Origin of the sequence: Erysipelothrix sp. P66 (genome assembly GCF_038682365.1) — a bacterium.
In the GTDB taxonomy this organism is placed as follows: Bacteria; Bacillota_I; Bacilli_A; order Erysipelotrichales; family Erysipelotrichaceae; genus Erysipelothrix; species Erysipelothrix piscisicarius.
Genome location: NZ_CP152290.1, coordinates 1,031,745 through 1,055,573, shown reverse-complemented (window position 1 = coordinate 1,055,573; position 23,829 = coordinate 1,031,745). Strand labels below are relative to the sequence as shown.

The following is a 23,829-nucleotide window of genomic DNA, read 5'->3' as shown; positions in this document are numbered from 1 at the left end:
AATAACCATGAATTTTGAAGTATCTATTGATCAATTTAATGGTCCATTGGATTTAATGCTTTATCTTATAAAAGATAAAAAGTTGGATCTTTTTGATTTGAATATTGATGACTTAGCGGACCAGTATATTGCGTTTATAGATAGCGTTCGAGATCAAAAACTTGAAGTAGCATCTGAATATCTAAGTGAACTTGCTGGTTTAATTGAGTATAAAAGCAAGCGTCTTTTGCCAAGAGATAAGAGTGAACTTGACGCTAAAGACGTTGAAGAGGATGAGAATGATCTTGTGAGACGACTCATCGAATATCAACGGTATAAAGAGGTCAGTATTGAATTAGCGGAGCGGTATGAGGAACGATCAAAACAATTCGCGAAACCAATCTCGTCGCGCTTATTTAAGGAAATTAAAACGAGTTTGCAAGATTCGGTTACCTACGAGCAAACACCTTATGACCTTATGAATGCAATGATGAAAGTGATGAGTCGTTTTAAGTTAGCCCATCCTCAGGATGTTTCAATTGAACGCGCTGAGCTTTCTGTAGATGATGTTGTAGAGGACTTAAGAAAAGTATTTCAAGGAGGGGTTGTTTTATCGCTTGATCATGTATTGTCACAAGCACCTAACTTGCAATATCTGCTTGTATCCTTCTTAGCCGTTTTAGATATGTTAAGAATGGGAGATTTAAAAATGAGCTATCAAGATGAAGCGGTCTATTTGAAAGGGGCGATTTAATGACTGATTTTGCAATCATAGAAGGCATTTTATTTGCCTTTGGCGAAGAAGGCGTTGATAAAGAACAATTAATGCTCGCTCTTGGGATCGAAAATGAAGCATTTGATAACAAAATAAATGATTATAAACAAAGTTTATTGGACTTAAATCGAGGTTTGGAATTGGTTGAATTCGGATCTGTTTATAAGTTGATAACAAAAAAAGAGCTACACGAAACAATTTCGGATATGCTTGAATTTAATAAAAATCGGCAATTATCTCAAGCCGCTTTGGAGACTCTCGCAATAATTGCCTATAAACAACCAATTACACGGTTAGAAATTGAAGAAATACGCGGTGTAAATAGTGATATGATGTGTCGAAGATTAGAGGCATTGGATTTAATTCAAGAATGTGGTCGTGCGGATTCTGTAGGGCGTCCAATTCTGTATGAAGTGACGAATTCGTTTATGGATGTCTTTAAGCTGACAAGTTTAAAAGAATTACCAGAAATTAAGATAGAAATGTTGGAAGAAAATAATGAACTCTTTAAATAATATTAGATTACAAAAATTTATTGCGATGAGCGGCTATTGTTCGCGTCGTAAGGCCGAAGTTTTAATAAACGAGGGTAAAGTAAAGGTTAATGGGATTAAAGTGACCGAACAAGGGATGAAGGTATCAACGGAAGACCGCGTCATGGTTAACGGCATCATTATTACCGTAGAAGAAAAAAAAGTGTATTACATTCTTAATAAACCTCGTGGCGTTGTTTCAAGTGCAAACGATGACAAAGAACGGGAAAGTGTTGTTGATTTAGTGCCTAATGATATTCGGGTATTTCCTGTAGGCCGTTTAGATCGTGAAACAACAGGTGCGCTCATCTTAACCAATGATGGCGATTTTGCATACTACATGACGCATCCAAAATTCGATTTATCGAAAATATATCGTGTGAGTGTGCAGGGGAGACTTTCTTATGAAGTAACCAATTCTCTTAAGGAAGGCGTCTCAATTGAAGGGGTCGATTATAAAGGTGTTGAAATTAGTCGCGTTAAATATGATGTGACGAAAGATAAGACACAATTCTCGATTACACTCCATGAAGGTAAGAATAGACAAATCCGTAAAATATTTGCCCACTTTGGTCTGCCGGTATTAAAGCTTCACCGTTATCAAATTGGATATCTCGATATTAACGATCTCAAAATTGGACAATATCGTGAATTAAAACCATTTGAGGTAAAAAAATTACTTCTAACCGCTAAAGGTGAAATCTAATGCAACAATTCTTCATTGAATCAATTGAAGACTTGCAACTCAGTGCAGATCAATTACATCAATGCCGAAAAGTACTTCGAATGCAGGAGGGTGATTCGATTCGACTGGTAGATCACATGGGAAACGGTGTCATCGCAACATTTTTGGACGATACCCTCACACAACTCAAAGTTCAAGAATCAATTGTTTGGGCAAAAAAGAAATATAAATTAAGAATTGTTGCTTCATTAATACGATCTGAGCGATTGGAGTGGATGATTCAAAAAGCGTGTGAATGTGGTGTTGATGAGATTGTGCTTTACCAAAGCCAACATGGTGTTGTTCGTGATTTTGGTAAACGATCTGAACGTAAAATGGAACGCTTAAATCTTATTGCGAAAGAGGCATCTGAACAATCTTATCGACAATATGAGGTGCCAGTCTTAGGGATTGCGACACTTAATGAATTACCACAGTATCAATCGGATTTAAATCTTTATGCGGATATCGGAAATCAACCGCATCTTATTCACGTTGTAGACGAAGCGACACCATCCATTACGGTTCTTGTTGGACCAGAAGGTGGCTTTAGTAACGATGAACGTGTTAAGTTTGAGGCCATGGGGTATCGTCAGGTCAGCCTTGGTGATAATGTGCTTAGAGCTGAAACTGCAAGTATCTATATTTGTAATATCGTTTCGGCGTGTGAGGTGATTAAGTGAATATATTGAATAAATATCATGACCAAAAACGACCGAAAAAAGAATTGAAACTGTTGATGGAAATGAATAAATATTATAATTTGGGAATGAGTCTTAAATCAGATTCTGATCTCTTTAAACTGGATATATTTAAACATAGTTTAGAAACTAAAAAAGCTTTTGAAAATGAATTTGAGCGTATTCGTAATGAACATTTTGATATGTGGGATAATCTGCTTTTTAATGAACGAAATTTCATTGTTCAATGCGACATCGCACCGATGAAGTCAAAATTAAAAGTATTCCAGATTGAAAATGAAAATAGAGTATACATTCCGTTTTTCGATCCTTTGTTAAATACACTTTATGATCGTGAAACCGCAATATTGGAATTACCTCAATACTTTAAACTCTATAGTGATTTTCAAGATCGATTAATTTCAAGTGATATCTATGGATTGAATCCGTATATCGCTAACATGAGTTCCGCACGTTTTATCGCGCGAAATGAGGAAGAAATCGTGTTATTTCGCAAAGATATCAATGTCTTTTATCGATTTAATTTAAAGGGGTGTGAATCATTTCCACTATGGATTGAAAAGCAACTCGACGCGAAACAAATTAAACAGGTCGCTGATTTGATTTTAACTTTGGATGAAACTAAATTATTAGATTATTGTATTGAAAATGAACTTATCAAACCGCGCTGCATTAAGAAAATTAATAAACAACGCGTTAAAGCAGAAAAAAAGAGTAGGAGATAAGTATGAAATTGAATAAACTTGTGAACACAGAATTTGATTGTGATATTGATCATTTAGTACTCGATTCTCGTGATCGTGTTAAGAATGGTATGTTCTTTTGTCTAAAGGGGTTGACTGTAGATGGTCATCAATTTGCCCAACAAGCGGTCGAAAATGGTGCTGTTGCCGTTGTGCACTCCGATGACATTGAACCGATTGAAGGTGTTATTTATATACGTGTCGAGGATGTCATGACTGAATTACATCGGATAACGGATCGATTCTATGACAGTCCATCAAAAAATATGTATGTGTATGGTATTACCGGTACGAATGGAAAAAGCACGACAATGCTCACGGTTCGCAATATTTTAAAACGATTTGGCGTGAATGCAGGGTATATCGGCACAATTTCTGTGGAATATAATGATCATAAATTTGCACCATCATTAACTACACCGGATATTGTTGAATTGCAGTCTTACCTTCATGATATGCGTTCGGAAGGTGTTGAAGAAGTATGTCTTGAGGTGTCAAGTCAAGGGTTAGCATTAAGAAGAGTCGAGTCTATAGATTTCGATAATGCTTCATTTACCAATCTTACCCATGATCATCTTGATTATCATAAAACGATGGAAAATTATTTTGAAGCTAAGAAAATGCTTTTTGATAATTTAAAACCATCAGGATTTATGGTCATCAATATTGATAATGAGTATGGAGAGACCCTACTAAAACAAGATTATTCTCATGTTGTGACCTATGGAATTGAAAATAAAAATGCAAATTATCGTGCTCAAAATATTGTTTTACATGATGACTTTACGGAATTTACACTTGTTCATGAAGGGAAATCCTACGATGTTGTTACCAATTTCGTTGCGATATTTAATGTATACAATATGCTTAATGTCATCGCCATCCTTCATCAACGTGGATACGAAATCGAAAAGATTATTCCAGAACTTAAAGATATTGAACATGTTGATGGTCGTCAAACAATGATTTCAAAGGGACAACCGTATCGAGTTATTGTCGACTTTGGACATGCGCCGGATAGTATGAAAAATGTTTATGAATTTGTTCGTGAAACACAACCTCAATCCGCTCGAATCATCACGGTTTTTGGGGCAGCGGGAGGCCGAGATACGGCTAAAAGACCGATTATGGGTCGCGTTGCTTCAACTTATTGCGACCATGTTATTATTACAGAACACGATAACCGTGATGAACGTGTCGTGGATATTACTGAAGATATCATTACTGGCATTGATGGCGATAATTATGAATTTGTACCCAATCGAATTGATGCAATTGAAAAGGCATTAAAAATGGCTCAACCAGGCGATACTGTTGTGTTAATTGGAAAAGGTGAAGAGAAATTTATTTACCGTGAGCATGGAACGAAAGAAAAGTGGATGGGTGATGAGGTTTGCGCATCACGTATCATTGAAAAACTATATGGAGGAAAAGAAAATGAAATTAAGTAAATACATTGATCATACATTACTAAAACAAAATGCTACTGAGGCTCAAATTCGTGTTTTATGCGATGAGGCAAAAACGTATGATTTTATGAGTGTGTGCATTAATCCAGGATTTGTTTCCCTTTGTAATGAACTATTAGAGGGTACTGACGTTAAAGTATGTACCGTTATCGGTTTTCCATTAGGCGCAAATACAACTGAAGTTAAAGTTTATGAAACACAAAACGCTTTAAATAACGGCGCGGATGAAATTGATATGGTTATTAATGTAAGTGCATTAAAAGATAAAAAATATGACTTAATTGAAAATGAAATTCGATCCATTAAATCCGTTTGTGGAGATAACATTCTTAAAGTTATTATTGAAACATGTCTTTTAGAAGATGATGAGATTGTGAAGGCTTGCGAACTTGCTGTTGCTGCGGGGGCGGATTTCGTAAAAACTTCAACAGGATTTAGTACAGGCGGAGCAACAGCTAAAGATGTGAAGTTAATGAAAGATACAGTCAAAGACCAAGCTTCCGTAAAAGCTTCTGGTGGCGTTCGAAGCCAAGAAGACATGGAGGCAATGATTCAAGCGGGTGCAACCCGTATTGGTACTTCTTCGGGTGTTGCATTAGTTAAAAACGAAGTGAGTCAATCCGATTATTAAAAAAAGGTATTTTAAGCCTTCAGATACACAAGATGTATTTGAAGGCGAAAATACCTTTTTTTTTTATTCATACCAATTAATTTGTTCGTTTTCATTGATTAAGGTTCGGTAACCAATTGAAAGAGATGTGAATGTTGTGAGTGCAACACCTGTGGTAATTGCTATCATAATTGCGGTTTGATACATTATGGCGGTGAGGGGCTCTGTACCCGAGATTATTTGTCCAGTCATCATGCCAGGTAATGAAATAATACCCATATTGAGCATATTGTTCAGCGTTGGTAAAAGTGCCATTTCGAGAGATTGATTCACAAACGGAATCATAATTCTTCTGGGTGTGACACCTAAATTTAAGAGTGTTTCGACTTTATTGCGCTCAAGATCCAATGTATCAGTAAGCGTCTTAATGCCTAAGCTTAAGCCATTCATGGCATTTCCAATAATCATACCACCAACGGGAATAGCATATTGAGGGTTAAAGACACTGGTTTTAACGATAACACCTACAAAAAATGCGACCACAAACAGTCCGGAGGCCATTAAACAAATAAAGATAACCCGCTTAAATTGTGGATTCAAACGTGGATTTTTCTTTAAAATTCTAAAAGTAGAAAAAAGGACCATCGACATTAAATATAAAATAACAAAAATAGGATGTGGATTGCCGAAAATATACGTTAGAATCAGTCCGGACAAATACAATTGCACCGACATTTTGATGCTTGCGGTAAATAAGAGTCGGGTCTGACTTATTTGTGCTCGTTTCATAATAAACAATACGACGAGTAATAGAAGATAGATTAAACTAAATTGAAGAATACTCAACTGTATAATGCCGCTATTCATGGCTTATGCCCTCCTTTAAATTTGAAATATGGACAATATCATCGGCATATTTTTCGGTCAACTGAGAATTATGACTCACAATAATTAAGGTTAATTGATTTTCATTGCAGTAAGATTTGATGTTATTTAATAGAATATCAGCAGTTGTATCATCAAGGGCAGAGGTGGGCTCATCAAACATAATCGCATGACGTGCCAAAGAAAGACAAATCGCAATATAGATTCGTTGACGTTCTCCACCGGACATTGAAGTTACTTGATCATCGAGATGTGCTGATGAGCATGCATAACTCAGAAATGTTTCCATCTGAGTATCCGATAATAATGCATTGTCTCTTAAACGATAAAACGCATGAAAATTCTCACGCACACTTAGTTCGAATAAAAAAACAGACTGGTCACATAAAATGTAGTCCCTGCGTCGTTGTATGCGATTATAGTCTTCTATCGCACCATCTTTCAATAAGATGGTACCATCAAGTGGATCAACCATGCCATTGATTAGTTTAAGAAGTATCGATTTTCCTGAACCGGAAGGGCCAGTGATAAATGTTGTCTTGCCTTCAATAATCTGAATTGAAGGGTAATACAATATATTCATAAAATTAAGATTTGTTAGTTCAATCATAAAATGCCTCCATAGAATTATCATAGCTTAAACATCAGGAATTGAAAGCAAAACTACACAATAATTTATTTTTGTTTACTTTGGGCTCATAAAACTATAAGATTAAACGGTTGATGTTCTGTCAAAGAACACAAAATGTATAAAAGAATTTAAGGAGCAATTATATGGAATTTAAAGACTTAGGAATAAATGAAAAAATACTACAAGCATTAACGGAGCAGGGATATCAAAAGCCAACTCCAATTCAAGAACAAGCAATCCCTGCATTGCTTAAACATCAAGACCTCATTGGACTTGCGCAAACCGGAACCGGTAAAACGGCTGCTTTTGCGGTTCCTACCTTACAAAATTTAAAACAAAAGGCATTTGACCGTAATGGGAAGCGTAAAATAAGAACGCTCGTGTTAACACCAACACGCGAACTTGCCATCCAAATTCAGGAAAATTTTGAAATGTATGGCAAATATATGGATTTACGATCAACTGTGATCTTTGGTGGCGTTGCTCAACGTTATCAAGTAAAAGCACTTCGTAATGGAGTCGATATTCTGATTGCAACACCGGGTCGTTTAGAAGATTTAATGAGTCAAGGTTATATAGACTTATCTCATATTGAGATTTTTATTCTTGATGAAGCGGATCGTATGTTGGATATGGGATTTATTAATGACGTGAAACGCATCATTAAAAAACTTCCTAAAAAGAAACAAACACTTCTTTTCTCAGCTACTATGCCATCAGAAATTTCAAGTATTGCGGAGATGCTTTTAAATAATCCCACAACGGTTGCGGTTACACCCGTATCCTCAACTGTTGAAACGGTAGATCAAAGTGTTTATTATGTCGATCAGCGCAATAAGACACAACTTCTGATTGATGTTTTGGAGAATAAGTCTTTTGATTCTGTTCTTGTGTTTACGCGTACAAAACGTGGTGCAGACCGTGTGGCACGTGATTTATGCCGTAGCAACATCAATGCAGTCGCAATTCACGGAGATAAATCACAAGGGGCACGTCAACGTGCTTTGAGTGGTTTTAAAGATGGAACCATTAATGTTATGGTAGCCACAGATATTGCGGCGCGTGGTATTGATATCAATGAATTGAAATATGTCGTAAACTATGAACTTCCAGAAGTTCCTGAAACTTATGTACATCGAATTGGACGTACGGGTCGTGCGGGGTTTAGTGGATCTGCGATTTCGTTTTGTAATTTTGAAGAAATCCCATTACTTAAAGATATTGAACGTGTGATTCGAATGCGTGTTCCTGTAGTCAAGTCACATAACTACCCATTGCTTGATAAAACAATTAAAGATGGGAAGATTAGTAAAAAGAAAAAAGCGAAGTTAGAACGAATAAAAGCTGAAGAATCCAAAACTAAGAAAAAACCAACTAAGCAAAAAGACTCTAAATCAAAAGGAAAACCTAAGAAAAAAGAAAAAGAACTCAATGGACCCTACGATTGGAGTAATCATGCTTCAAAAAAGGCAAAGAAACAATCACAAAAAGCAAAGAAGTCGAACAGTTCTCGTTTGCACGATAAAAAGCAAGAGCAGCAGTCAACACAGCGTCGTAAAAAGTCAGTTCGATAACCACATCATTTGGAGATCATTTTGAGAAAAACACACCAAAACGTGAGTGTGAGGGTGCTTAATGACGCGCTTTTTACGGTTTTAGCAATATATTAGCAATATATCGAAAAAATCCTAATTATATACTTGATTTTGATAGATGAAGTGTTATAATTAATTTGCTTGCATCAGAAGGGAGGTTAGTCATGTCGAGAATTGTAGTAAAAGAGAACGAAGGTTTGGATGACGCATTACGCAGATTCAAACGTCAAGTATCTCGTAATGGTACCCTTGCTGAGGCTCGCAAAAGAGAGTTTTATGTAAAACCTGGCGTACGACGCAAATTGAAGTCGGAAGCTGCTCAAAAAGCACGCCGTAAAAAACGTAGATAACAAAAACCAGAAGCGCTAAGCGCTTCTTTTTTATTGCATGTTTTTTATTTTGCGATATGATTAATACATAAGGAGGACTACTCTTGGTAACTCAAACAGTCAATTTAAACGAACTTGATATCTCACTCCAGCAACTTGTTGGTATTGAGAATAAAAATATTAATCTTATTGAAAAAAAATATGAAGTAAATATTCAAGCACGGGACGCTCATCTTTCAATTGAGGGTGCTGAGTCCAACGTTGAGGACACGGTTTCATTTATTCGACTTGCATCTTCTGTCATTAACCACTATGAACGACTCGATGTTCAAGAATTTGAGTATTTGTTTGACGTTGTCGCTCATCATCAAACCGACCGTTTTATCGAAATGTTGGACGAAGTCTTAACTCGATCCTATACAGGTAAACCCATTCGTCCAAAGACGTTAGGTCAGAAAGTATTTATTGATGCGTTCAAGCACCATGATTTAACGTTTGCGGTTGGACCTGCGGGGACCGGTAAAACGTTTTTAGCGGTGTGTTATGCAGTTGAGCTTTTAAAAAAAGGGGAAATACAAAAGATTATCCTTACGCGTCCTGCTGTTGAAGCAGGCGAGAATTTAGGGTTTCTTCCAGGAGACCTTAAAGAAAAAGTTGATCCCTATTTAAGACCTTTGTATGATGCATTGGATGATATGCTTTCTCCAGAACGTGTTCAACGCTATATGGATAAAGGTGTCATTGAAATTGCACCGTTAGCGTATATGCGCGGTCGTACCTTGGATGATGCAATGATTATTCTTGATGAGGCGCAAAATACGACAAAATCTCAAATGATGATGTTTTTGTCACGACTTGGTCGTAATTCAAAAATGATTGTGACCGGAGATATCGATCAAATCGATTTACCGCGTCATCAAGCTTCTGGGCTTCGTGTTGCGCAAGATTATTTATCCGATATTTCTGAAATTCAATTTGTGAATTTGTCGCACAGTGATGTGGTTCGTCACCCATTGGTGATTAAAATTCTTAAAAAGTTTGCGGAAGGAGATCGACGTGAGCAAGAAAATTCTAATAATCGAAGATGAGGAAGGAATACGTCGTCTGTTACGTTATGATTTAAAACAGATGGGTTTTGATGTTCATTCTGCTAAAGATGGCCGTGAAGGGCTTGAAATGGCTCTTGATGGCCAATTTGATGTCATTATTATTGATTGGATGTTACCGTATTACGACGGCATTGAACTTGTTTCAAAGTTTAGAGGTCGTGGTTTAAATGCTGTTTTAATTATGCTGACGGCTAAAGATGAAGAAGCGGATATTCTCGAAGCGTTTGAAGCGGGGGTTGATGATTATCTCTCAAAGCCTTTTTCACCTCGAGAGCTCTCGGCGCGTATTACTGCACATCTACGCCGGGTAGATATGAACCACGAATTACGAAGGATTGAAGTCGGGGATATTGTGATTAATTTGGATCAACATACCGTGATGGTTGCTGGTGAGAATGTTGAACTTACGAAAAAAGAATTCGACTTATTAATCTACCTTCTCCAAAATGAAAATATTGTCTTAACACGTGATCAAATTTTATCAGAGATTTGGCATTTTGATTATGATGGGGATACGCGAATTGTTGATGTCCATATTTTTAAATTAAGAACAAAACTTGAAGATTCAAATGTTAAAATTAATTCGCTGAGAGGAGTTGGATATGTTGCGAAAAGAGAATAAAATACAATTACTCGTTCTTGTACTTCTTTCGGTGATTGCGCTTTGGAGTCGCACCGTTGTTTCAATACTGTTTTTAAGTTTGGGGATGGCACTTTTATTTATCCTTGATACATTAAATACAAAAAATAAAGTTGAAACAATTAAAGAAGATGTTGAAATGGTAAAAAAAGAAGCAACGGTGCAAGCCGATTATGCGTTTGATCGTACTGTGCAGTTGATTAATGCAATACCGTCACCTTTGGTCTATATTGATCAACGTGGAGATTTTGAGGTGAGTAATCAATATTTTGATCAACTTATTCATGTTGATGCAAAGAGTGTATACGATGTAAAAATTGATTCGCCAATACGACAAACATTATTGGATGCGTTCCTAAATGAAAAACAATTTGTTCGTCAAGTCAGCTACCAAGATGTCGAATTTCAAGTGTTATCGATACCGTTCTTAACTGAAAAGCGTCGATACAATGGCTGCATGCTTATTTTTCAAGATGTTACCCGTATATTAGAGGGTGAAAAAATGCAAAAGCGCTTTATTGCTGATGCATCGCATGAGTTGCGTACACCTATAGCATCCATTAAAGGAATGGTTGAAATCTTAAATCGACCTGGATTCAATGATGTTGAAACGCTGCAAGAATTTTTAAAACAAATCGAAAAAGAAAATAACCGTCTTGATCACATTGTTGAGGATTTATTGCTTCAATCACGTCTCAAATCAAATACGGTCTATTTAGAGAAAACAGTCTTTAATCTCAAACAATTTTTTGATGGGTTAATCTATGAACGAAGACAAGAACTGCATCAAGCCAATATTAAGGTAGTTTTAAACTGTCCATCCAATATTACAGTTTACGCAGACCAGTTTCGCTTGTCACAAGTATTTCTTAACCTTTTCAATAACGCAATTAATTATGCGGAAAATGGCCGAATCAAAATTCAATGTGATACGGATGATGAGCATGTTCATATCAACTTCTCAGATAACGGAAAAGGCATGGAACCTGATTTAATTCCCCATATTTTCGAACGATTCTATCGAGGGGAAAAAGATCGCAGTCGTGAAAATGGAGGAAGTGGCCTGGGTCTTGCGATTTCGAAGTCGATTGTTGAGGCGCACGGGGGGACGATTAATGTCTCTAGTACCATTGATAAAGGAACAACCTTTACCATAAAGTTAACACAGAATTAACAGTTAATTGATTTTCTTTTAATGATGCATCGCTATACTTTCCGTAATGGTAGGAAAGGGAGCGTGTATTATTATGAGGAAATCTTTTATTTTGCTTTTTCTATTTTCATTCATTCTAAGTGGGTGTCATACTTCAAGTAATGAAAATGAAATTAAGGTTTATACACGAGACGGTTCATCGGGGACACGGGAAGCGTTCGAATCGATTGCTGGAATCAAATCGATTACACACAACAGTGCTGAAACAACAGGGAATGGCGATATGGCTACCCAAGTGGGGCAAGCACACAATGCAATTGGATATGTATCGTTAGCAACGGATTTTCAAAGTAATGGCATTAAACCACTACGTTATTTAGGTATTATGCCATCCATCGAATCAGTGAATGCAGGTACTTATCAACTTGCGCGTCCATTTAGTTTTGTAACGCGCGGTGAAGGGGATTTTGATTCAAATGAGAAACAAGCGTTGGTACTCGCGTTTCTGGATTACTTAAATAATTCGATTGAAGGTCAGGAAATTGTTTTGGCCTCAGGTGGAATTGTGGATATTTCGAAAGGCGTTTTATGGGAAGATTTGAAGGAACGTCATCCCATTGTGTCTAGAGATAATTCAGATCTAGTGCTTAAAACAGGTGGTTCGACTTCTGTTGAGCCGACCATTAAAGCTGCGGTTGAATCGTTTATTCCAATGGCTGGGAATTTTAAATATGAACCCAATCATACTGGATCGGGTGATGGCTACAAGCGCACATTGGGCAGCGAAAAGGATGGTGCCAATCATATTGACATTGGATTTGCGTCACGAAAATTCAAAAAAGAAGAACCTGTGGATAAGGGAATGATATCAGGAGTGTATTGTATGGATGCTGTAGTCGTGGTTGTTAATGAGGCGAATCCACTCGAAGATATTACTCCGGAACGCCTTCAAAAAATATTTAGCGGAGAACTCTCGCAATGGAAGGAACTTGTATGAGTTACAAACAGAATCGTTTCGGGGTTCACACTCCGGAAGGCTATCAACATCGAAAAAGAACAATTGATATTTGGGTTCAAAGCATTTTAAAACTGATGGGAATTCTTGCGGCATCGATGGTCGTTGTAATCTTTGTATTTATCTTTAAACGTGGTATTGCTGTTTTTCTTCCTTCATATGGTCCAAATCAAATTTCATTACTGGATTTTCTTACTGGATTTGTTTGGGAAGCGGACAAGAAGATATATGGTGTGCTTTTTATTGTGATTAATACGGTCATTACCGCATTTTTAGCAATGTTAATTGCGTTTCCAATTTCAGTGCTCACTGCATTGTTTATTTCTAAAATTGCACCCAAGAAATTATCCAAGCTACTCACAACGGTGATTGAGATGCTTGCGGCAGTTCCTTCTGTTGTTTATGGTGTTTTTGCTTCGGGTGTCATAGTGCCATTTGTCGATGAATTTGCAACCGTTTTTGGTTTTTCAACATTTGGTGGAAGATCAATGTTAGCGGTTGTAATCCTACTGGCGATAATGGTGTTACCAACCATGACTTCGCTTTCAATCGTTTCAATGAATGCGGTTGATAAAAATTTAGAACTTGGTTCGCTCGCGTTGGGCGCTTCATCGACTCAAACGAATTTTAAAGTGGTTTTAACGTCAGCGAAATCTGGAATAACTACGGGGCTCATCCTTGGGTTGGCACGGGCGTTTGGTGAGGCTACGGCCGTTTCGATGGTTGCAGGAAATAAACCGACCGGACCAACATGGAATCCATTTGATATCACGCGAACACTGACATCTACGATGCTCTCAGGAATGAAAGAAACATCGGGCGTTGATTATGATGTGCGATTTAGTGTCGGGATTGTGCTTATGGTTATTATTTTGATCTCAAACTTAGTGATTCATGCATTCAAAAAGAAAGTGGGGAATGACGGAAAATGACACGTAAACGTAAAATTCACGATCTGTTCCTAAATGGTATCACGTATCTCGCTTCTTTGCTTTCAGTTCTTGTTCTTATCGGCATTTTTAGTTTTGTGGTAATTCGGGGTAAGGATACACTCAGTTGGGATATGTTACGTTCAAATTATTGGTCGGAAAATTATTTGCTGGGTTTCCCAGATACAAAATCAGGAATGTTTGTTGAGCCTGAGAATTTAGATACTGCAGATGTTTTTAATGAAAACTATGGTATTGCCATTCGAGATCATCAAAATCATGAAGGGAAAAAGACGGTTATCGTATCGTATGTGGATGAAAAAAGTCCATTTAATGAAACGATTAACTTAACTGCTGGGCCACAATTTGAAAAGCATCACGTCATTCATAAAGGTGATGCAATTGAACGACTTACATTGCGTGACTCCAATGGAGAACGAATGATTTCTGGCCATGTCGCTGGGGATGATGCCCAGCAATTAAACATAAAGCTAAATGAAGCTCAAAGTTTGCAATCCATTTATTATAAAACACAAAGTGGGGGAATTTGGGGTTCTATTCTTGCAACCTTGCTTCTAATTGGGACATCGTTGCTCTTTGCATTACCCCTAGGAATCGGCGCAGCCCTTTATCTTACAGAGATTGCACCAGATACTGCGTTGACACGCATGTTAGAAAGCAGTATTGAAATGTTAGCAGGTGTTCCAAGTATTATCTTCGGGCTTTTAGGGATCGCTGTTCTCTTTCCCATCACCGCTTTCTTTAATGTATCGGGGTTAAGTATTCTTCTTGGCGGGATGACGATGGCCGTAATTTTATTACCAGTTATAATTCGATCGGTGAAAGAATCGTTGTTGGTTGTACCTGACGGTTTACGATCGGCATCGCTTTCACTTGGTGGAACCCAAACACAGACTATCTTTAAAGTGGTGCTCCCAAGTGCTTTACCTGGAATCTTATCAGCTGTGCTCTTATCAGTTAGTCGGATAATTGGGGAGTCGGCAGCTCTTATCTATACAATGGGAACGTTTGTGAACGATGCACCGGGTATCACTCAAGGAGGAACCTCACTTGCGGTACATATTTGGTCTGTTATGAGTCAAGAACAACCTAATTTTGAGTTAGCCAGTGCTATTTCAATTGTTATTTTAGGGCTTGTATTAATCTTAAATTTATCCGTCAAATATATTTCTAAGCAACTTCAAAAAAGGATGGGATATTAATCATGAATAGTTTCCAAGTTAAAAATTTAAATCTTTTCTACGGGGATCATCAGGCACTCAAAGATATATCTATTGACATAAAAAAACAAAAAGTTACTGCTTTTATTGGACCTTCAGGATGTGGTAAATCGACGTTTCTACGATGCTTTAATCGAATGAATGATTTAGTAGAAAGTTGTCGAATTGAGGGAAGTGTACTTTTTGAAAATGAGAACATCTATGGAAGGGATGTGGATGTGGTGGATTTAAGAACACGGGTAGGGATGGTGTTTCAACACCCAAATCCCTTTCCAATGAGCATCTATGATAATGTTGCGTATGGATTGCGATGCCAAGGTATCAAAGACAAACATGTTCTCGATGAAGCTGTTAAGACCGCACTGATTAAAGCGGCACTCTATGATGAGGTTTCGGATCGATTGGGTTCATCAGCACTCCGACTATCAGGAGGTCAACAACAACGTTTATGCATCGCGCGTGCAATTGCTTTAAAACCTGAAGTGATTTTGATGGATGAACCAACTTCAGCACTCGACCCAATTGCTACCGCAAAGATTGAAGAATTAATTCTTGATTTAAAAAAAGATTATACAATTATTATCGTAACGCACTCAATGCAACAAGCGGGGCGTATCAGTGATATGACTGCCTTTTTCTTAATGGGTGATATTGTTGAATATGAAACGACACGTAAACTCTTTCATACCCCTAAAGATAAGCGTACTGAAGACTATATTACAGGCCGATTTGGCTAGGAGGAACTATGCGATTAGAAGACAAAATGTTGGTGTTTGAAGCGGATTTATTAGCGATGGCAGATCGCGTTCGTAAGCAGATGGCAATGGCGATTCAAGCAATAGTTACGGAGGATAAAACACTTGCTTTAAATGTCATAGAGAAAGATGACTATATTAATGATTCGGATGAAAGCATAAATGATCAAGCGATTGAAATTCTTTCGTTAATGCAGCCGGTCGCGAAAGATTTGAGAATGGTCGTTGGCGGGATTAAGGTGTCCGCGGATTTGGAACGAATTGGTGACTATGCCAAAAATATGGGGCGATACGTTATTAAAAGTAAAGAATCTCAACCTGAGTATCAAAGTGATGTTGAGTTGTTGGGGGCTAAGTTCCTCGAAAATTTCGATGCAGTTGTATCGCTTTTGAAGAAACCGAATGTTAAAGATGCCTATGTTGTTGCGGAGATGGATGAAGCTTTAGATGAACTTTTTCAAGGGATTATGGCGCGATATGCTTCAGAGCCTATAGAAACAGATCGTATTCCAACTCAAACAATTGGAATCTTGCGTAATATTGAACGTGCAGGTGATCACGCGACGAATATTTGTGAGCATGTAATCTACATTGTGAAAGGACGTCATATCGATTTTGGGTAATATGTGATAAAAGGCTTAGATTTAAGCCTTTTTTTTGTGATATAATTAATGCGGAAGTGATAAAATGGAAATAAATTATATTAATCAATCAAATGATGACTTTTGGGACGCTTATGAGACGTATCTCAAGCCAATTTTGGAAGAGACTTTAAGCAAGACTGCTTTTGAGAAGGCAGTAGAAGTTAATGTTGTTTTAGTAGATGACCAAAGCATCCATAACTTTAATAAAGAATTCCGTAATATTGATCGACCTACAGATGTTTTAAGCTTTGAGGATGGTTCAATGGATGAGGAAGTTTTTATGATGGGGGATATTATTATCAGTGTTGATGCGATTCGCCGACAAGCAGAAGAATACGGGCACTCCCTTAAACGTGAGTTCTGTTTTCTCGTAGCACATGGGTACCTCCACTTATTAGGCTATGATCATCATACGCCGGAGGAGGAAGTCGTTATGTTTGGACTACAGAAAGAAATCTTGCATGATATCGCTCGCAAAGATTCTTAAACGTACCCGGAAAAAATTTAAGTCGGCATTTCAGGGTGTTAAGACCGGAGTGTTATACGATCATAGTATTCTGATACAACTGATTCTTGGATTCATTGCCATCATCGTTTTTGCGTTGATCGGGATTACTCCCGTTGAATGGATGTTTGTGGTGAGTGCAGTTTTTATGGTTCTGGTTACAGAATTTTTAAATTCAGCCGTAGAGGATATTTGTGATTTGCTTATTAAAAATTATAACTTGCATGTAAAAGAAATTAAGGACATTGCAGCAGGTGCAGTGTTGTTAGCAGCAATATATGCAATTATTATAGGAGTTATCGTGCTCACAAGGAGATTTATATGAAAGACGAACTCATTTCAAAAGCTTTTGAAGCAATGCGTAATGCCTATGCACCGTACTCGAATTACCATGTTGGCGCATGTCTTTTGACTCGCGATGGTAAGACGTTTGTAGGTGCAAATGTCGAAAATGCATCATATGGTGCAACAAACTGTGGTGAGCGAAGTGCTGTGTTTTCCGCTTATTCCCATGGATATCGACAAGCGGATATTGTTGGAATTGCAATCGTAACGGATGGCAGTCTTTTAGCAGGACCGTGTGGAATATGCAGACAAGTACTTTCAGAGTTGCTTGAACCGACAACACCGATCTATTTATCAAATGGCAACGAATCAATGACCACAAACATTGAAGAATTGATGCCATTAATGTTTGGAAAGAAGGACTTAAATGACATTTAAATCAGGATTTATTTCAATTGTTGGTCGTCCCAATGCTGGGAAATCAACATTAATTAATCAAATCGTTAAACAAAAAATAGCGATTGTTACAGAAAAAGCACAAACAACACGAGATGCGATTATCGGGGTTAAAACCGAAGAGGATTATCAACTTATTTTTATTGATACGCCTGGCATTCATAAACCAAAACATCAGTTGGGTGAACGAATGAATCGAACAGCCTATGCGCATTTTAAAGGCGTTGATTTGGTTTACTATATTATTGATGGTGCAGAACCATTTGGAACTGGTGATGAATTTGTCATTGAGCGATTAAGCAAATTGAAAATTCCCGTATTCCTAATTATTAATAAAGTTGATAAGATGAGCGAACAGGCTCTTTTAGAACGAATTGCTGCTTCGACTGATTTTAAATTTACGGAGATCATTCCAATTTCAGCTTTAGAAAACAATAATGTTGATCGATTATTGGATGTGACTCTAAGTTATATGGAAGAGGGTGTGATGTATTACCCTAAAGATCAAGTGAGTGCATACCCCGAACAATTTATTATGGCTGAAATTGTTCGTGAAAAAATTCTTGAGTTAACAGAAGAAGAAATACCTCACAGTGTAGCGGTTGCGATTGAGCGAATAGTTAAGAAGAAGAATGCGACAATCATTAGTGCTGTTATCCTCGTTGATCGACCTTCACAAAAAGGGATCATTATAGGTAAACAAGGGAGTATGATTAAGCAAATAGGGGAACGTGCTCGTGGAGAGTTGGAAACAGTTCTTGGAGAAAAAGTGTTTTTGGAAACCTATGTTCGTGTTGAAAAAAACTGGCGTAATCGTGCTCGAATGTTAAATCAGCTTGGATATATTGAAACTGAATATGAACAATAAAGATATTGGATTCATTGTGTCAATTGTTCCTTTTCGTGAACATGATGCAATGGTCCATTTTCTTGGTTATGAATATGGATTGATCCGGATGGTTTTGCCGGGTTATTACCGTGCAAAATCAAAACAAGGTCGATTGGGTTTAGAATTTTCAAAAGTTCAATATCGATTTAATTATCAAAATCAAAAATTAAATCGAATTATAGGTGGGGAATCAATCAATGCGTATTTACAAGTGCGACAAGATCTTGATTGGTTGATGTATATGTCGTTGGTATCGGAATTAACCGTCCGTTGTTATGATGCCAATACGCATGCTTCATTCTATAATTGGTTTGAAAATTGTATTGAATCCACAGATTTAAAAGTGCTTTGTATCAAGTATTTGGCATTTCTAATTCAATTACAGGGATTTACTCCAGATGTTGAAGGGTGTGTGGTGTGTGGGAATACTCACGTAAATGCATTCTCAATTGAACAGGGCGGTTATGTCTGTGCAACCCATGCGTACCATCAATTTAAAACGACGAAGTCATTAATGATTGCACTACTTGGAATTTTTTCAGATCGTGATGTCGATGCATATTTAGAGACAATCAATCAATATGAGTTGTTAAAAATATTGGTTGAATATTTAGAATTTCATGGGGATTATAAATTTAATAGTTGGAAACTCATTTCTGATGTATAATAGAGGGAAAGCAATTGGAAGGTGAAAGAATGAAAAAATATGAATTTGAAACGATAGTAAACCATGTTAGAACAAGTGGTTTCGTTTTTCAAGGTAGTGAGATTTATGGTGGTTTAGCAAATACTTGGGATTTTGGTCCTTTAGGAATTGAATTAAAGCAAAATGTTAAGAAATTATGGTGGGAGTCTTTTGTTTCTCGAAATCCCTATAACGTTGGGATTCAATCTGCTATTTTAATGAATCCATCAGTATGGCAAGCAAGTGGTCACTTAGACACTTTTAATGACCCTTTGATGGATTGTCGAAAATGTAATACGCGTCATCGCGCTGATAAACTTATTGAAGCGTTTTCGGAAACTGAAATTAATGCGGGTGTTATGAGCAATGACGAAATGGAATTGTATATTCAAGAACATCAAATTCCATGCCCTAATTGTGGTGGTCATGACTTTACAAACATTCGTCAATTTAATTTAATGTTTAAAACATTCCAAGGTGTTACGGAGGATAGTTCAAACGCAATCTATTTACGTCCTGAAACGGCACAGGGGATGTTTGTTAATTACCGTAATGTCCAACGTTCAATGCGTAAAAAACTACCATTTGGGATTGCGCAGATTGGTAAGTCATTTAGAAATGAAATTACACCAGGACAATTTATTTTTAGAACACGTGAGTTTGAACAAATGGAATTAGAATTCTTTGTGAAACCAGGTGAAGACCTTGAGTGGTATGAATATTGGAAGAAATTCGCAATGGATTGGTTAATTGGGCTTGGTATAAAACCTGAAAATCTACGTTTAAGAGAGCACGATGAAGATGAGTTATCACATTATTCTAAAGGAACAAGTGATATCGAATATCGTTTCCCATGGGGGTTTGATGAGTTGTGGGGCATTGCTGACCGTACTGATTATGACCTTAAACAACATCAAGAACACTCAAAAGTAAGTATGGAGTATTTAGATCCTGAGACAAATGAAAAATTTATCCCTTACTGTGTGGAACCATCTTTAGGGGTTGAACGATTAATGCTTGCGTTAATTTGTGAAGCCTATGATGAAGAAGAACTTGAAAATGATACACGTGTTGTAATGCATTTTTCACCAAAACTTGCGCCAACACAAGTGTGTGTGTTGCCGCTTTCCAAAAAATTAAGTGAACCGGCTCGTGAGGTTATGCATAAGCTAATGGGATCTTTTGCTTGTGATTTTGATGAGACGGCAAGTATTGGAAAACGATACCGTCGACAAGATGCAATCGGAACACCATTCTGTATTACATTTGATTTTGATTCTTTAGAAGATGAAAAGGTAACGTTACGCTATCGTGATTCAATGGAACAGGTTCGTGTAAGTGTGGACGAAGCGATTGCATTGATGCATGAAGAAATTAACAAATAAGAATAACGGGTGAGTGATATGAAGCGAATGCCAGAAGAATTGATCAATGACATTCGTGCTAAAACGGATATCGTTGATACCATTTCTCGATACATGACACTATCAAAAAAGGGCAAAAATTACTGGGGGGTTTGCCCTTTTCATGATGATAATAATCCATCTATGTCAGTCTCTCCAGATCGACAAATTTATAAATGCTTTGTTTGTGGAGCAGGCGGAAATGTTTTTTCTTTTGTAAAAGATTTTGAGAAAATTGGTTTCATTGATGCTGTCGTTAAAACTGCATCATTCATTGATGTTGATGTTTCAGAGTACGAACAGCAAAATATAGCACCGATAGATAATGAAAAATTAAAGTTATTTCAAGCACTTGATGAGACTCAAAAATTTACTGAATTTCAACTTTATACAAAGGCTGGTAAGGATGCATTAAGTAAACTTGAAGCACGTGGTTACAGTATGGAGTTGATAAAGAAATTTGGTATTGGCGTTGCATTTGGCGATAATCAATTATCAAAATATTTGTTAGCAAAAGGTTTTAACGATAAAGAACTTGTGGATGCGGATTTAGTTCGGGTCTCCGAGCGTGGGGTTGAAGATGTGTTTTATCAGCGTATCATGTTTCCAATCTATGATCGACATGGGCGCGTAATTGCTTTTAGTGCACGGGCTCTAAATGATGATAATAAAGTTAAATATATCAATACTTCCGAAACGCGTTTATATACCAAAGGATTGACAGTTTATAATATCCACAATGCAAAAGATGCAGCACGTAAACAAGATTTTATTCTGGTAGCTGAAGGTGTTACCGACACAATTGCTTTTACCAAATCAGGCTTTGATAATACCGTTTCTTTACTGGGTGTCGCTTGTACCAATGAACAAATTCAAATGTTGAAACAGTGCAGTTCAAATATTGTTTTGGCTTTCGATGGTGATCGTGCCGGACTTGAAGCGACATATCAAGTTGGTTTGAAGTTACGTAAAGCACATTGTACAGTTACAGTATGGTATAATGATACGGGATTAGATCCAGATGAATGTATTCGTGAATTTGGAATTGAACGTGTTCAAAAAGGTGTTGCTGACCGTATTAATTGGCTAGATTTTTTAATGAGTTATGGAATTGGAAACTATGGTTTGGATTCATTTGATAATCGTAAACGAGTTGTTCAATTTATGATTGATCATTTAAAAGATGAAGACGAGTTGGAACAGAGCTATTACCTCAAGAAACTTTCTGACAAAACAAATTTTGAATATAGTGTGTTATCACAACAACTCAATGCGCGTAGTCTTTCGCTTGAACGTGATACCCACCGAATTCCGAATAATGTTGATCATGCGATGGAGTTTAATGTAAAAATTCCTGAAAGAGCAATTTTGAGACAAATGCTGATTTCTAAAGAAGCAGCATACCTATATCGAGATCAATTAGGATTCTTAGTGTCCGATTTGGCAACTGATTTTGCACTAATAATTCTCGATTGTTATCGTAATCAAGAAGTTATTGAAATTGCAGATATTTTATCTTTAAACATATCTGAAAAAATGAAAAAATTTGCTATCGATATCGAATCAAGCGACTTATTGCATGGCTATAATCGAGCAAGTATGGAACAAAATATTAATTTGATTCGGGATCATCTTGTCGTCATGGGAGTCCATGATATGAAGGGTCGGGTGCTTCAACAAGATAAGATTGATGATCAAGCAGCACTACTCGAAGAAGCAATAAAACAATTAAGAAATAAAAATAAGAGAGAAGGAGAACATTGATGGCAGCTAAAAAATTAAAAACATTAGAAGAAGTTAAAGAGAGTTTTCTAAAACAATATGAGAAAAAGCGTGTTCTATTAAATGATGATGTAGAAAAGGCGATTGATCACCTTAATTTGAGTGATGATGATTCTGAAGAGCTTTTTGAGTGGTTTACAGAAAAAGGCATTATTCTCAGTGATGATGAAGATGATATTGATGAGGAGGTAATGCTTGAAGCTGGTGAGCCGGATGTCGATGATGATTTTATTAGCGATGAGTCAGAAGAGGAAGATGAAATCTTTGACGATTCACTGAATAAAGTTGACCTTAGCTCATACGAAAATGAATTAACCAGTGCCAACATGGTTCGCATTAATGACCCTGTTAAGATGTATCTCAAGGAAATTGGTCGAGTTAATCTTTTAGATGCTAAAGATGAACCTGAAATTGCACGCCGACTTCAAGAAGGGGAGCAAGCTAAAGAATTTATCATTAATAAGTATAAAGAAATTGTGGATCCAGCAATTACGGATGAGGAACTTGCGGAGCGTCTAACGGAAAACCAAATTGGGTACTTTTTTGATGATTTCGAAGCGTACCTTACGGATAACGGTGATGAGGAAAATCTTGCCTTTTTAACTAACTGGGTTGCAACTTATTACGATGGGTTGGAGGCGCGACGCATCCTAATCTCTGCAAACCTTCGTTTGGTTGTTTCAATCGCTAAAAAATATGTAGGTCGTGGAATGTTATTCTTAGACTTAATTCAAGAAGGAAACATGGGTCTTGTTAAAGCAGTTGAAAAGTTTGACTATACAAAAGGCTTTAAATTTTCAACATATGCAACATGGTGGATTCGCCAGGCCATTACTCGAGCAATTGCAGACCAAGCACGTACGATTCGAATCCCAGTACACATGGTCGAAACAATTAATAAATTAACCCGAATTCAAAGATCACTAGTTCAAACGCTTGGTCGTGAACCAACAGCTGAAGAAATTGCAGCTGAAATGGAAAACATTACCCCTGAAAAAGTGCGTGAAATTCAGAAAATTGCTTTAGATCCAGTTTCATTAGAGACACCGATTGGTGAAGAAGATGATTCGCATCTTGGTGATTTTATTGAAGATAAAGATGCATTATCACCAGATGAGTATGCGAACAATCAACTTCTTAAAGAAGAGATTAAAATGGTTCTTGAAGGGTTAACGGAACGGGAAGAAAAAGTCTTACGACTCAGATTCGGTTTAGAAGATGGACGTACTCGTACGTTAGAAGAGGTCGGGAAAGAGTTTAACGTTACACGTGAACGTATTCGTCAGATTGAAGCCAAAGCACTTCGTAAGTTGAAACATCCTACACGATCAAAACGCTTAAGAGACTTTGTAGACAAACGATAA

The 23,829-nt window shown here is 37.1% G+C and carries 27 protein-coding genes; 25 read left to right on the top strand and 2 right to left on the bottom strand.

Features of this window, described 5'->3' with window-relative positions; all coding sequences use genetic code 11:
* Positions 1-7 precede the first annotated feature (7 nt).
* Genes AAG186_RS05135 through deoC form a run of 7 tightly spaced genes read left to right on the top strand, consistent with a single transcriptional unit; the run spans position 8 to position 5,555 of the window.
* Positions 8-733, top strand: coding sequence for a segregation/condensation protein A (locus AAG186_RS05135; RefSeq protein ID WP_342621342.1), 726 nt, complete (start codon positions 8-10; stop codon positions 731-733).
* Complete coding sequence (gene scpB / locus AAG186_RS05130; RefSeq protein ID WP_125164401.1) at positions 733-1,269, top strand: SMC-Scp complex subunit ScpB; 537 nt, start codon at positions 733-735, stop codon at positions 1,267-1,269. The genes AAG186_RS05135 and scpB overlap by 1 nt, the downstream gene beginning before the upstream one ends.
* On the top strand, positions 1,253-1,993 hold the full coding sequence (locus tag AAG186_RS05125; protein WP_161636362.1) for a pseudouridine synthase: 741 nt from the start codon (positions 1,253-1,255) through the stop codon (positions 1,991-1,993). The genes scpB and AAG186_RS05125 overlap by 17 nt, the downstream gene beginning before the upstream one ends.
* Positions 1,993-2,694, top strand: a complete 702-nt coding sequence (locus AAG186_RS05120) for an RsmE family RNA methyltransferase (RefSeq protein ID WP_342621341.1) — start codon at positions 1,993-1,995, stop codon at positions 2,692-2,694. The genes AAG186_RS05125 and AAG186_RS05120 overlap by 1 nt, the downstream gene beginning before the upstream one ends.
* The gene (locus AAG186_RS05115) at positions 2,691-3,437 is read left to right on the top strand and encodes a hypothetical protein (protein WP_161636364.1); all 747 of its coding nucleotides are present in this window, start codon (positions 2,691-2,693) and stop codon (positions 3,435-3,437) included. Before AAG186_RS05120 ends, AAG186_RS05115 begins: the two co-directional genes overlap by 4 nt.
* Positions 3,438-3,439: 2 nt before the next feature.
* Positions 3,440-4,906, top strand: a complete 1,467-nt coding sequence (locus AAG186_RS05110) for a UDP-N-acetylmuramoyl-L-alanyl-D-glutamate--2,6-diaminopimelate ligase (RefSeq protein WP_161636365.1) — start codon at positions 3,440-3,442, stop codon at positions 4,904-4,906.
* A complete protein-coding gene (deoC, locus tag AAG186_RS05105) occupies positions 4,893-5,555 on the top strand; it encodes a deoxyribose-phosphate aldolase (RefSeq protein ID WP_342621340.1) in 663 nt (220 codons plus the stop codon). Before AAG186_RS05110 ends, deoC begins: the two co-directional genes overlap by 14 nt.
* A gap of 63 nt (positions 5,556-5,618) precedes the next feature.
* Here the strand turns inward: deoC and AAG186_RS05100 are convergent, their stop codons facing one another.
* Together AAG186_RS05100 and AAG186_RS05095 are read right to left on the bottom strand one after the other, a co-directional pair.
* The gene (locus AAG186_RS05100) at positions 5,619-6,401 is read right to left on the bottom strand and encodes an ABC transporter permease (protein WP_125164406.1); all 783 of its coding nucleotides are present in this window, start codon (positions 6,399-6,401) and stop codon (positions 5,619-5,621) included.
* Positions 6,394-7,029, bottom strand: coding sequence for an ATP-binding cassette domain-containing protein (locus AAG186_RS05095; protein WP_342621339.1), 636 nt, complete (start codon positions 7,027-7,029; stop codon positions 6,394-6,396). Before AAG186_RS05095 ends, AAG186_RS05100 begins: the two co-directional genes overlap by 8 nt.
* 164 nt (positions 7,030-7,193) lie before the next feature.
* On the opposite strand from AAG186_RS05095, the gene AAG186_RS05090 reads away from it, so the two are divergent.
* The 18 genes from AAG186_RS05090 to rpoD all read left to right on the top strand — a co-directional run bounded on the left by AAG186_RS05090 (position 7,194) and on the right by rpoD (position 23,829).
* Positions 7,194-8,624, top strand: a complete 1,431-nt coding sequence (locus AAG186_RS05090) for a DEAD/DEAH box helicase (RefSeq protein WP_342621338.1) — start codon at positions 7,194-7,196, stop codon at positions 8,622-8,624.
* A 185-nt stretch (positions 8,625-8,809) separates the two neighbouring features.
* Positions 8,810-8,995 carry a 30S ribosomal protein S21 gene (rpsU, locus tag AAG186_RS05085; protein ID WP_003773874.1) on the top strand — a complete coding sequence of 62 codons (186 nt, stop codon included), beginning with the start codon at positions 8,810-8,812 and terminating at the stop codon, positions 8,993-8,995.
* 83 nt (positions 8,996-9,078) lie between these two features.
* Positions 9,079-10,062, top strand: coding sequence for a PhoH family protein (locus AAG186_RS05080; RefSeq protein ID WP_125164409.1), 984 nt, complete (start codon positions 9,079-9,081; stop codon positions 10,060-10,062).
* Entirely contained in the window at positions 10,031-10,705 is a 675-nt protein-coding gene (locus AAG186_RS05075) for a response regulator transcription factor (protein WP_161636370.1), read from the top strand. The genes AAG186_RS05080 and AAG186_RS05075 overlap by 32 nt, the downstream gene beginning before the upstream one ends.
* The gene (locus tag AAG186_RS05070) at positions 10,686-11,897 is read left to right on the top strand and encodes an ATP-binding protein (protein WP_125164411.1); all 1,212 of its coding nucleotides are present in this window, start codon (positions 10,686-10,688) and stop codon (positions 11,895-11,897) included. The genes AAG186_RS05075 and AAG186_RS05070 overlap by 20 nt, the downstream gene beginning before the upstream one ends.
* A 73-nt stretch (positions 11,898-11,970) precedes the next feature.
* Positions 11,971-12,873: a substrate-binding domain-containing protein gene (locus AAG186_RS05065; protein WP_342621337.1), complete on the top strand. Its 903-nt coding sequence runs from the start codon at positions 11,971-11,973 to the stop codon at positions 12,871-12,873.
* Positions 12,870-13,823 carry a phosphate ABC transporter permease subunit PstC gene (gene pstC / locus AAG186_RS05060; protein WP_342621336.1) on the top strand — a complete coding sequence of 318 codons (954 nt, stop codon included), beginning with the start codon at positions 12,870-12,872 and terminating at the stop codon, positions 13,821-13,823. Before AAG186_RS05065 ends, pstC begins: the two co-directional genes overlap by 4 nt.
* Entirely contained in the window at positions 13,820-15,043 is a 1,224-nt protein-coding gene (gene pstA, locus AAG186_RS05055) for a phosphate ABC transporter permease PstA (protein WP_342621335.1), read from the top strand. The genes pstC and pstA overlap by 4 nt, the downstream gene beginning before the upstream one ends.
* Before the next feature lie 2 nt (positions 15,044-15,045).
* The gene (gene pstB, locus AAG186_RS05050; RefSeq protein WP_125164415.1) at positions 15,046-15,798 is read left to right on the top strand and encodes a phosphate ABC transporter ATP-binding protein PstB; all 753 of its coding nucleotides are present in this window, start codon (positions 15,046-15,048) and stop codon (positions 15,796-15,798) included.
* A gap of 8 nt (positions 15,799-15,806) precedes the next feature.
* Positions 15,807-16,439, top strand: a complete 633-nt coding sequence (phoU, locus tag AAG186_RS05045; RefSeq protein WP_161636374.1) for a phosphate signaling complex protein PhoU — start codon at positions 15,807-15,809, stop codon at positions 16,437-16,439.
* Positions 16,440-16,503: 64 nt separating this feature from the next.
* Positions 16,504-16,947, top strand: coding sequence for an rRNA maturation RNase YbeY (gene ybeY, locus AAG186_RS05040; RefSeq protein WP_125164417.1), 444 nt, complete (start codon positions 16,504-16,506; stop codon positions 16,945-16,947).
* A complete protein-coding gene (locus AAG186_RS05035) occupies positions 16,922-17,290 on the top strand; it encodes a diacylglycerol kinase family protein (RefSeq protein ID WP_125164418.1) in 369 nt (122 codons plus the stop codon). The genes ybeY and AAG186_RS05035 overlap by 26 nt, the downstream gene beginning before the upstream one ends.
* Positions 17,287-17,688 carry a cytidine deaminase gene (cdd, locus tag AAG186_RS05030; RefSeq protein ID WP_125164419.1) on the top strand — a complete coding sequence of 134 codons (402 nt, stop codon included), beginning with the start codon at positions 17,287-17,289 and terminating at the stop codon, positions 17,686-17,688. Before AAG186_RS05035 ends, cdd begins: the two co-directional genes overlap by 4 nt.
* The gene (gene era / locus AAG186_RS05025) at positions 17,678-18,574 is read left to right on the top strand and encodes a GTPase Era (protein WP_161636375.1); all 897 of its coding nucleotides are present in this window, start codon (positions 17,678-17,680) and stop codon (positions 18,572-18,574) included. The genes cdd and era overlap by 11 nt, the downstream gene beginning before the upstream one ends.
* Positions 18,564-19,262: a DNA repair protein RecO gene (recO, locus tag AAG186_RS05020; protein WP_342621331.1), complete on the top strand. Its 699-nt coding sequence runs from the start codon at positions 18,564-18,566 to the stop codon at positions 19,260-19,262. Before era ends, recO begins: the two co-directional genes overlap by 11 nt.
* 29 nt (positions 19,263-19,291) lie before the next feature.
* On the top strand, positions 19,292-20,665 hold the full coding sequence (locus AAG186_RS05015) for a glycine--tRNA ligase (protein ID WP_161636376.1): 1,374 nt from the start codon (positions 19,292-19,294) through the stop codon (positions 20,663-20,665).
* Positions 20,666-20,683: 18 nt separating this feature from the next.
* Positions 20,684-22,447, top strand: a complete 1,764-nt coding sequence (gene dnaG, locus AAG186_RS05010; protein ID WP_342621330.1) for a DNA primase — start codon at positions 20,684-20,686, stop codon at positions 22,445-22,447.
* Positions 22,447-23,829, top strand: a complete 1,383-nt coding sequence (gene rpoD, locus AAG186_RS05005) for an RNA polymerase sigma factor RpoD (RefSeq protein WP_125164423.1) — start codon at positions 22,447-22,449, stop codon at positions 23,827-23,829. Before dnaG ends, rpoD begins: the two co-directional genes overlap by 1 nt.

Excerpts from the sequence above, each read along its gene's own strand:
- AAG186_RS05125 (WP_161636362.1), top strand. The coding sequence starts at position 1,253 with ATGAACTCTTTAAATAATATTAGATTACAAAAATTTATTGCGATGAGC.
- phoU (WP_161636374.1), top strand. The coding sequence starts at position 15,807 with ATGCGATTAGAAGACAAAATGTTGGTGTTTGAAGCGGATTTATTAGCG.
- AAG186_RS05065 (WP_342621337.1), top strand. The coding sequence starts at position 11,971 with ATGAGGAAATCTTTTATTTTGCTTTTTCTATTTTCATTCATTCTAAGT.
- AAG186_RS05070 (WP_125164411.1), top strand. The coding sequence starts at position 10,686 with ATGTTGCGAAAAGAGAATAAAATACAATTACTCGTTCTTGTACTTCTT.
- AAG186_RS05135 (WP_342621342.1), top strand. The coding sequence starts at position 8 with ATGAATTTTGAAGTATCTATTGATCAATTTAATGGTCCATTGGATTTA.
- dnaG (WP_342621330.1), top strand. The coding sequence starts at position 20,684 with ATGAAGCGAATGCCAGAAGAATTGATCAATGACATTCGTGCTAAAACG.
- AAG186_RS05015 (WP_161636376.1), top strand. The coding sequence starts at position 19,292 with ATGAAAAAATATGAATTTGAAACGATAGTAAACCATGTTAGAACAAGT.
- AAG186_RS05110 (WP_161636365.1), top strand. The coding sequence starts at position 3,440 with ATGAAATTGAATAAACTTGTGAACACAGAATTTGATTGTGATATTGAT.
- pstC (WP_342621336.1), top strand. The coding sequence starts at position 12,870 with ATGAGTTACAAACAGAATCGTTTCGGGGTTCACACTCCGGAAGGCTAT.
- pstB (WP_125164415.1), top strand. The coding sequence starts at position 15,046 with ATGAATAGTTTCCAAGTTAAAAATTTAAATCTTTTCTACGGGGATCAT.
- AAG186_RS05090 (WP_342621338.1), top strand. The coding sequence starts at position 7,194 with ATGGAATTTAAAGACTTAGGAATAAATGAAAAAATACTACAAGCATTA.
- rpoD (WP_125164423.1), top strand. The coding sequence starts at position 22,447 with ATGGCAGCTAAAAAATTAAAAACATTAGAAGAAGTTAAAGAGAGTTTT.
- scpB (WP_125164401.1), top strand. The coding sequence starts at position 733 with ATGACTGATTTTGCAATCATAGAAGGCATTTTATTTGCCTTTGGCGAA.
- AAG186_RS05120 (WP_342621341.1), top strand. The coding sequence starts at position 1,993 with ATGCAACAATTCTTCATTGAATCAATTGAAGACTTGCAACTCAGTGCA.
- cdd (WP_125164419.1), top strand. The coding sequence starts at position 17,287 with ATGAAAGACGAACTCATTTCAAAAGCTTTTGAAGCAATGCGTAATGCC.
- AAG186_RS05100 (WP_125164406.1), bottom strand. The coding sequence starts at position 6,401 with ATGAATAGCGGCATTATACAGTTGAGTATTCTTCAATTTAGTTTAATC.
- recO (WP_342621331.1), top strand. The coding sequence starts at position 18,564 with ATGAACAATAAAGATATTGGATTCATTGTGTCAATTGTTCCTTTTCGT.
- ybeY (WP_125164417.1), top strand. The coding sequence starts at position 16,504 with ATGGAAATAAATTATATTAATCAATCAAATGATGACTTTTGGGACGCT.
- era (WP_161636375.1), top strand. The coding sequence starts at position 17,678 with ATGACATTTAAATCAGGATTTATTTCAATTGTTGGTCGTCCCAATGCT.
- deoC (WP_342621340.1), top strand. The coding sequence starts at position 4,893 with ATGAAATTAAGTAAATACATTGATCATACATTACTAAAACAAAATGCT.
- rpsU (WP_003773874.1), top strand. The coding sequence starts at position 8,810 with ATGTCGAGAATTGTAGTAAAAGAGAACGAAGGTTTGGATGACGCATTA.
- AAG186_RS05095 (WP_342621339.1), bottom strand. The coding sequence starts at position 7,029 with ATGATTGAACTAACAAATCTTAATTTTATGAATATATTGTATTACCCT.
- pstA (WP_342621335.1), top strand. The coding sequence starts at position 13,820 with ATGACACGTAAACGTAAAATTCACGATCTGTTCCTAAATGGTATCACG.
- AAG186_RS05035 (WP_125164418.1), top strand. The coding sequence starts at position 16,922 with ATGATATCGCTCGCAAAGATTCTTAAACGTACCCGGAAAAAATTTAAG.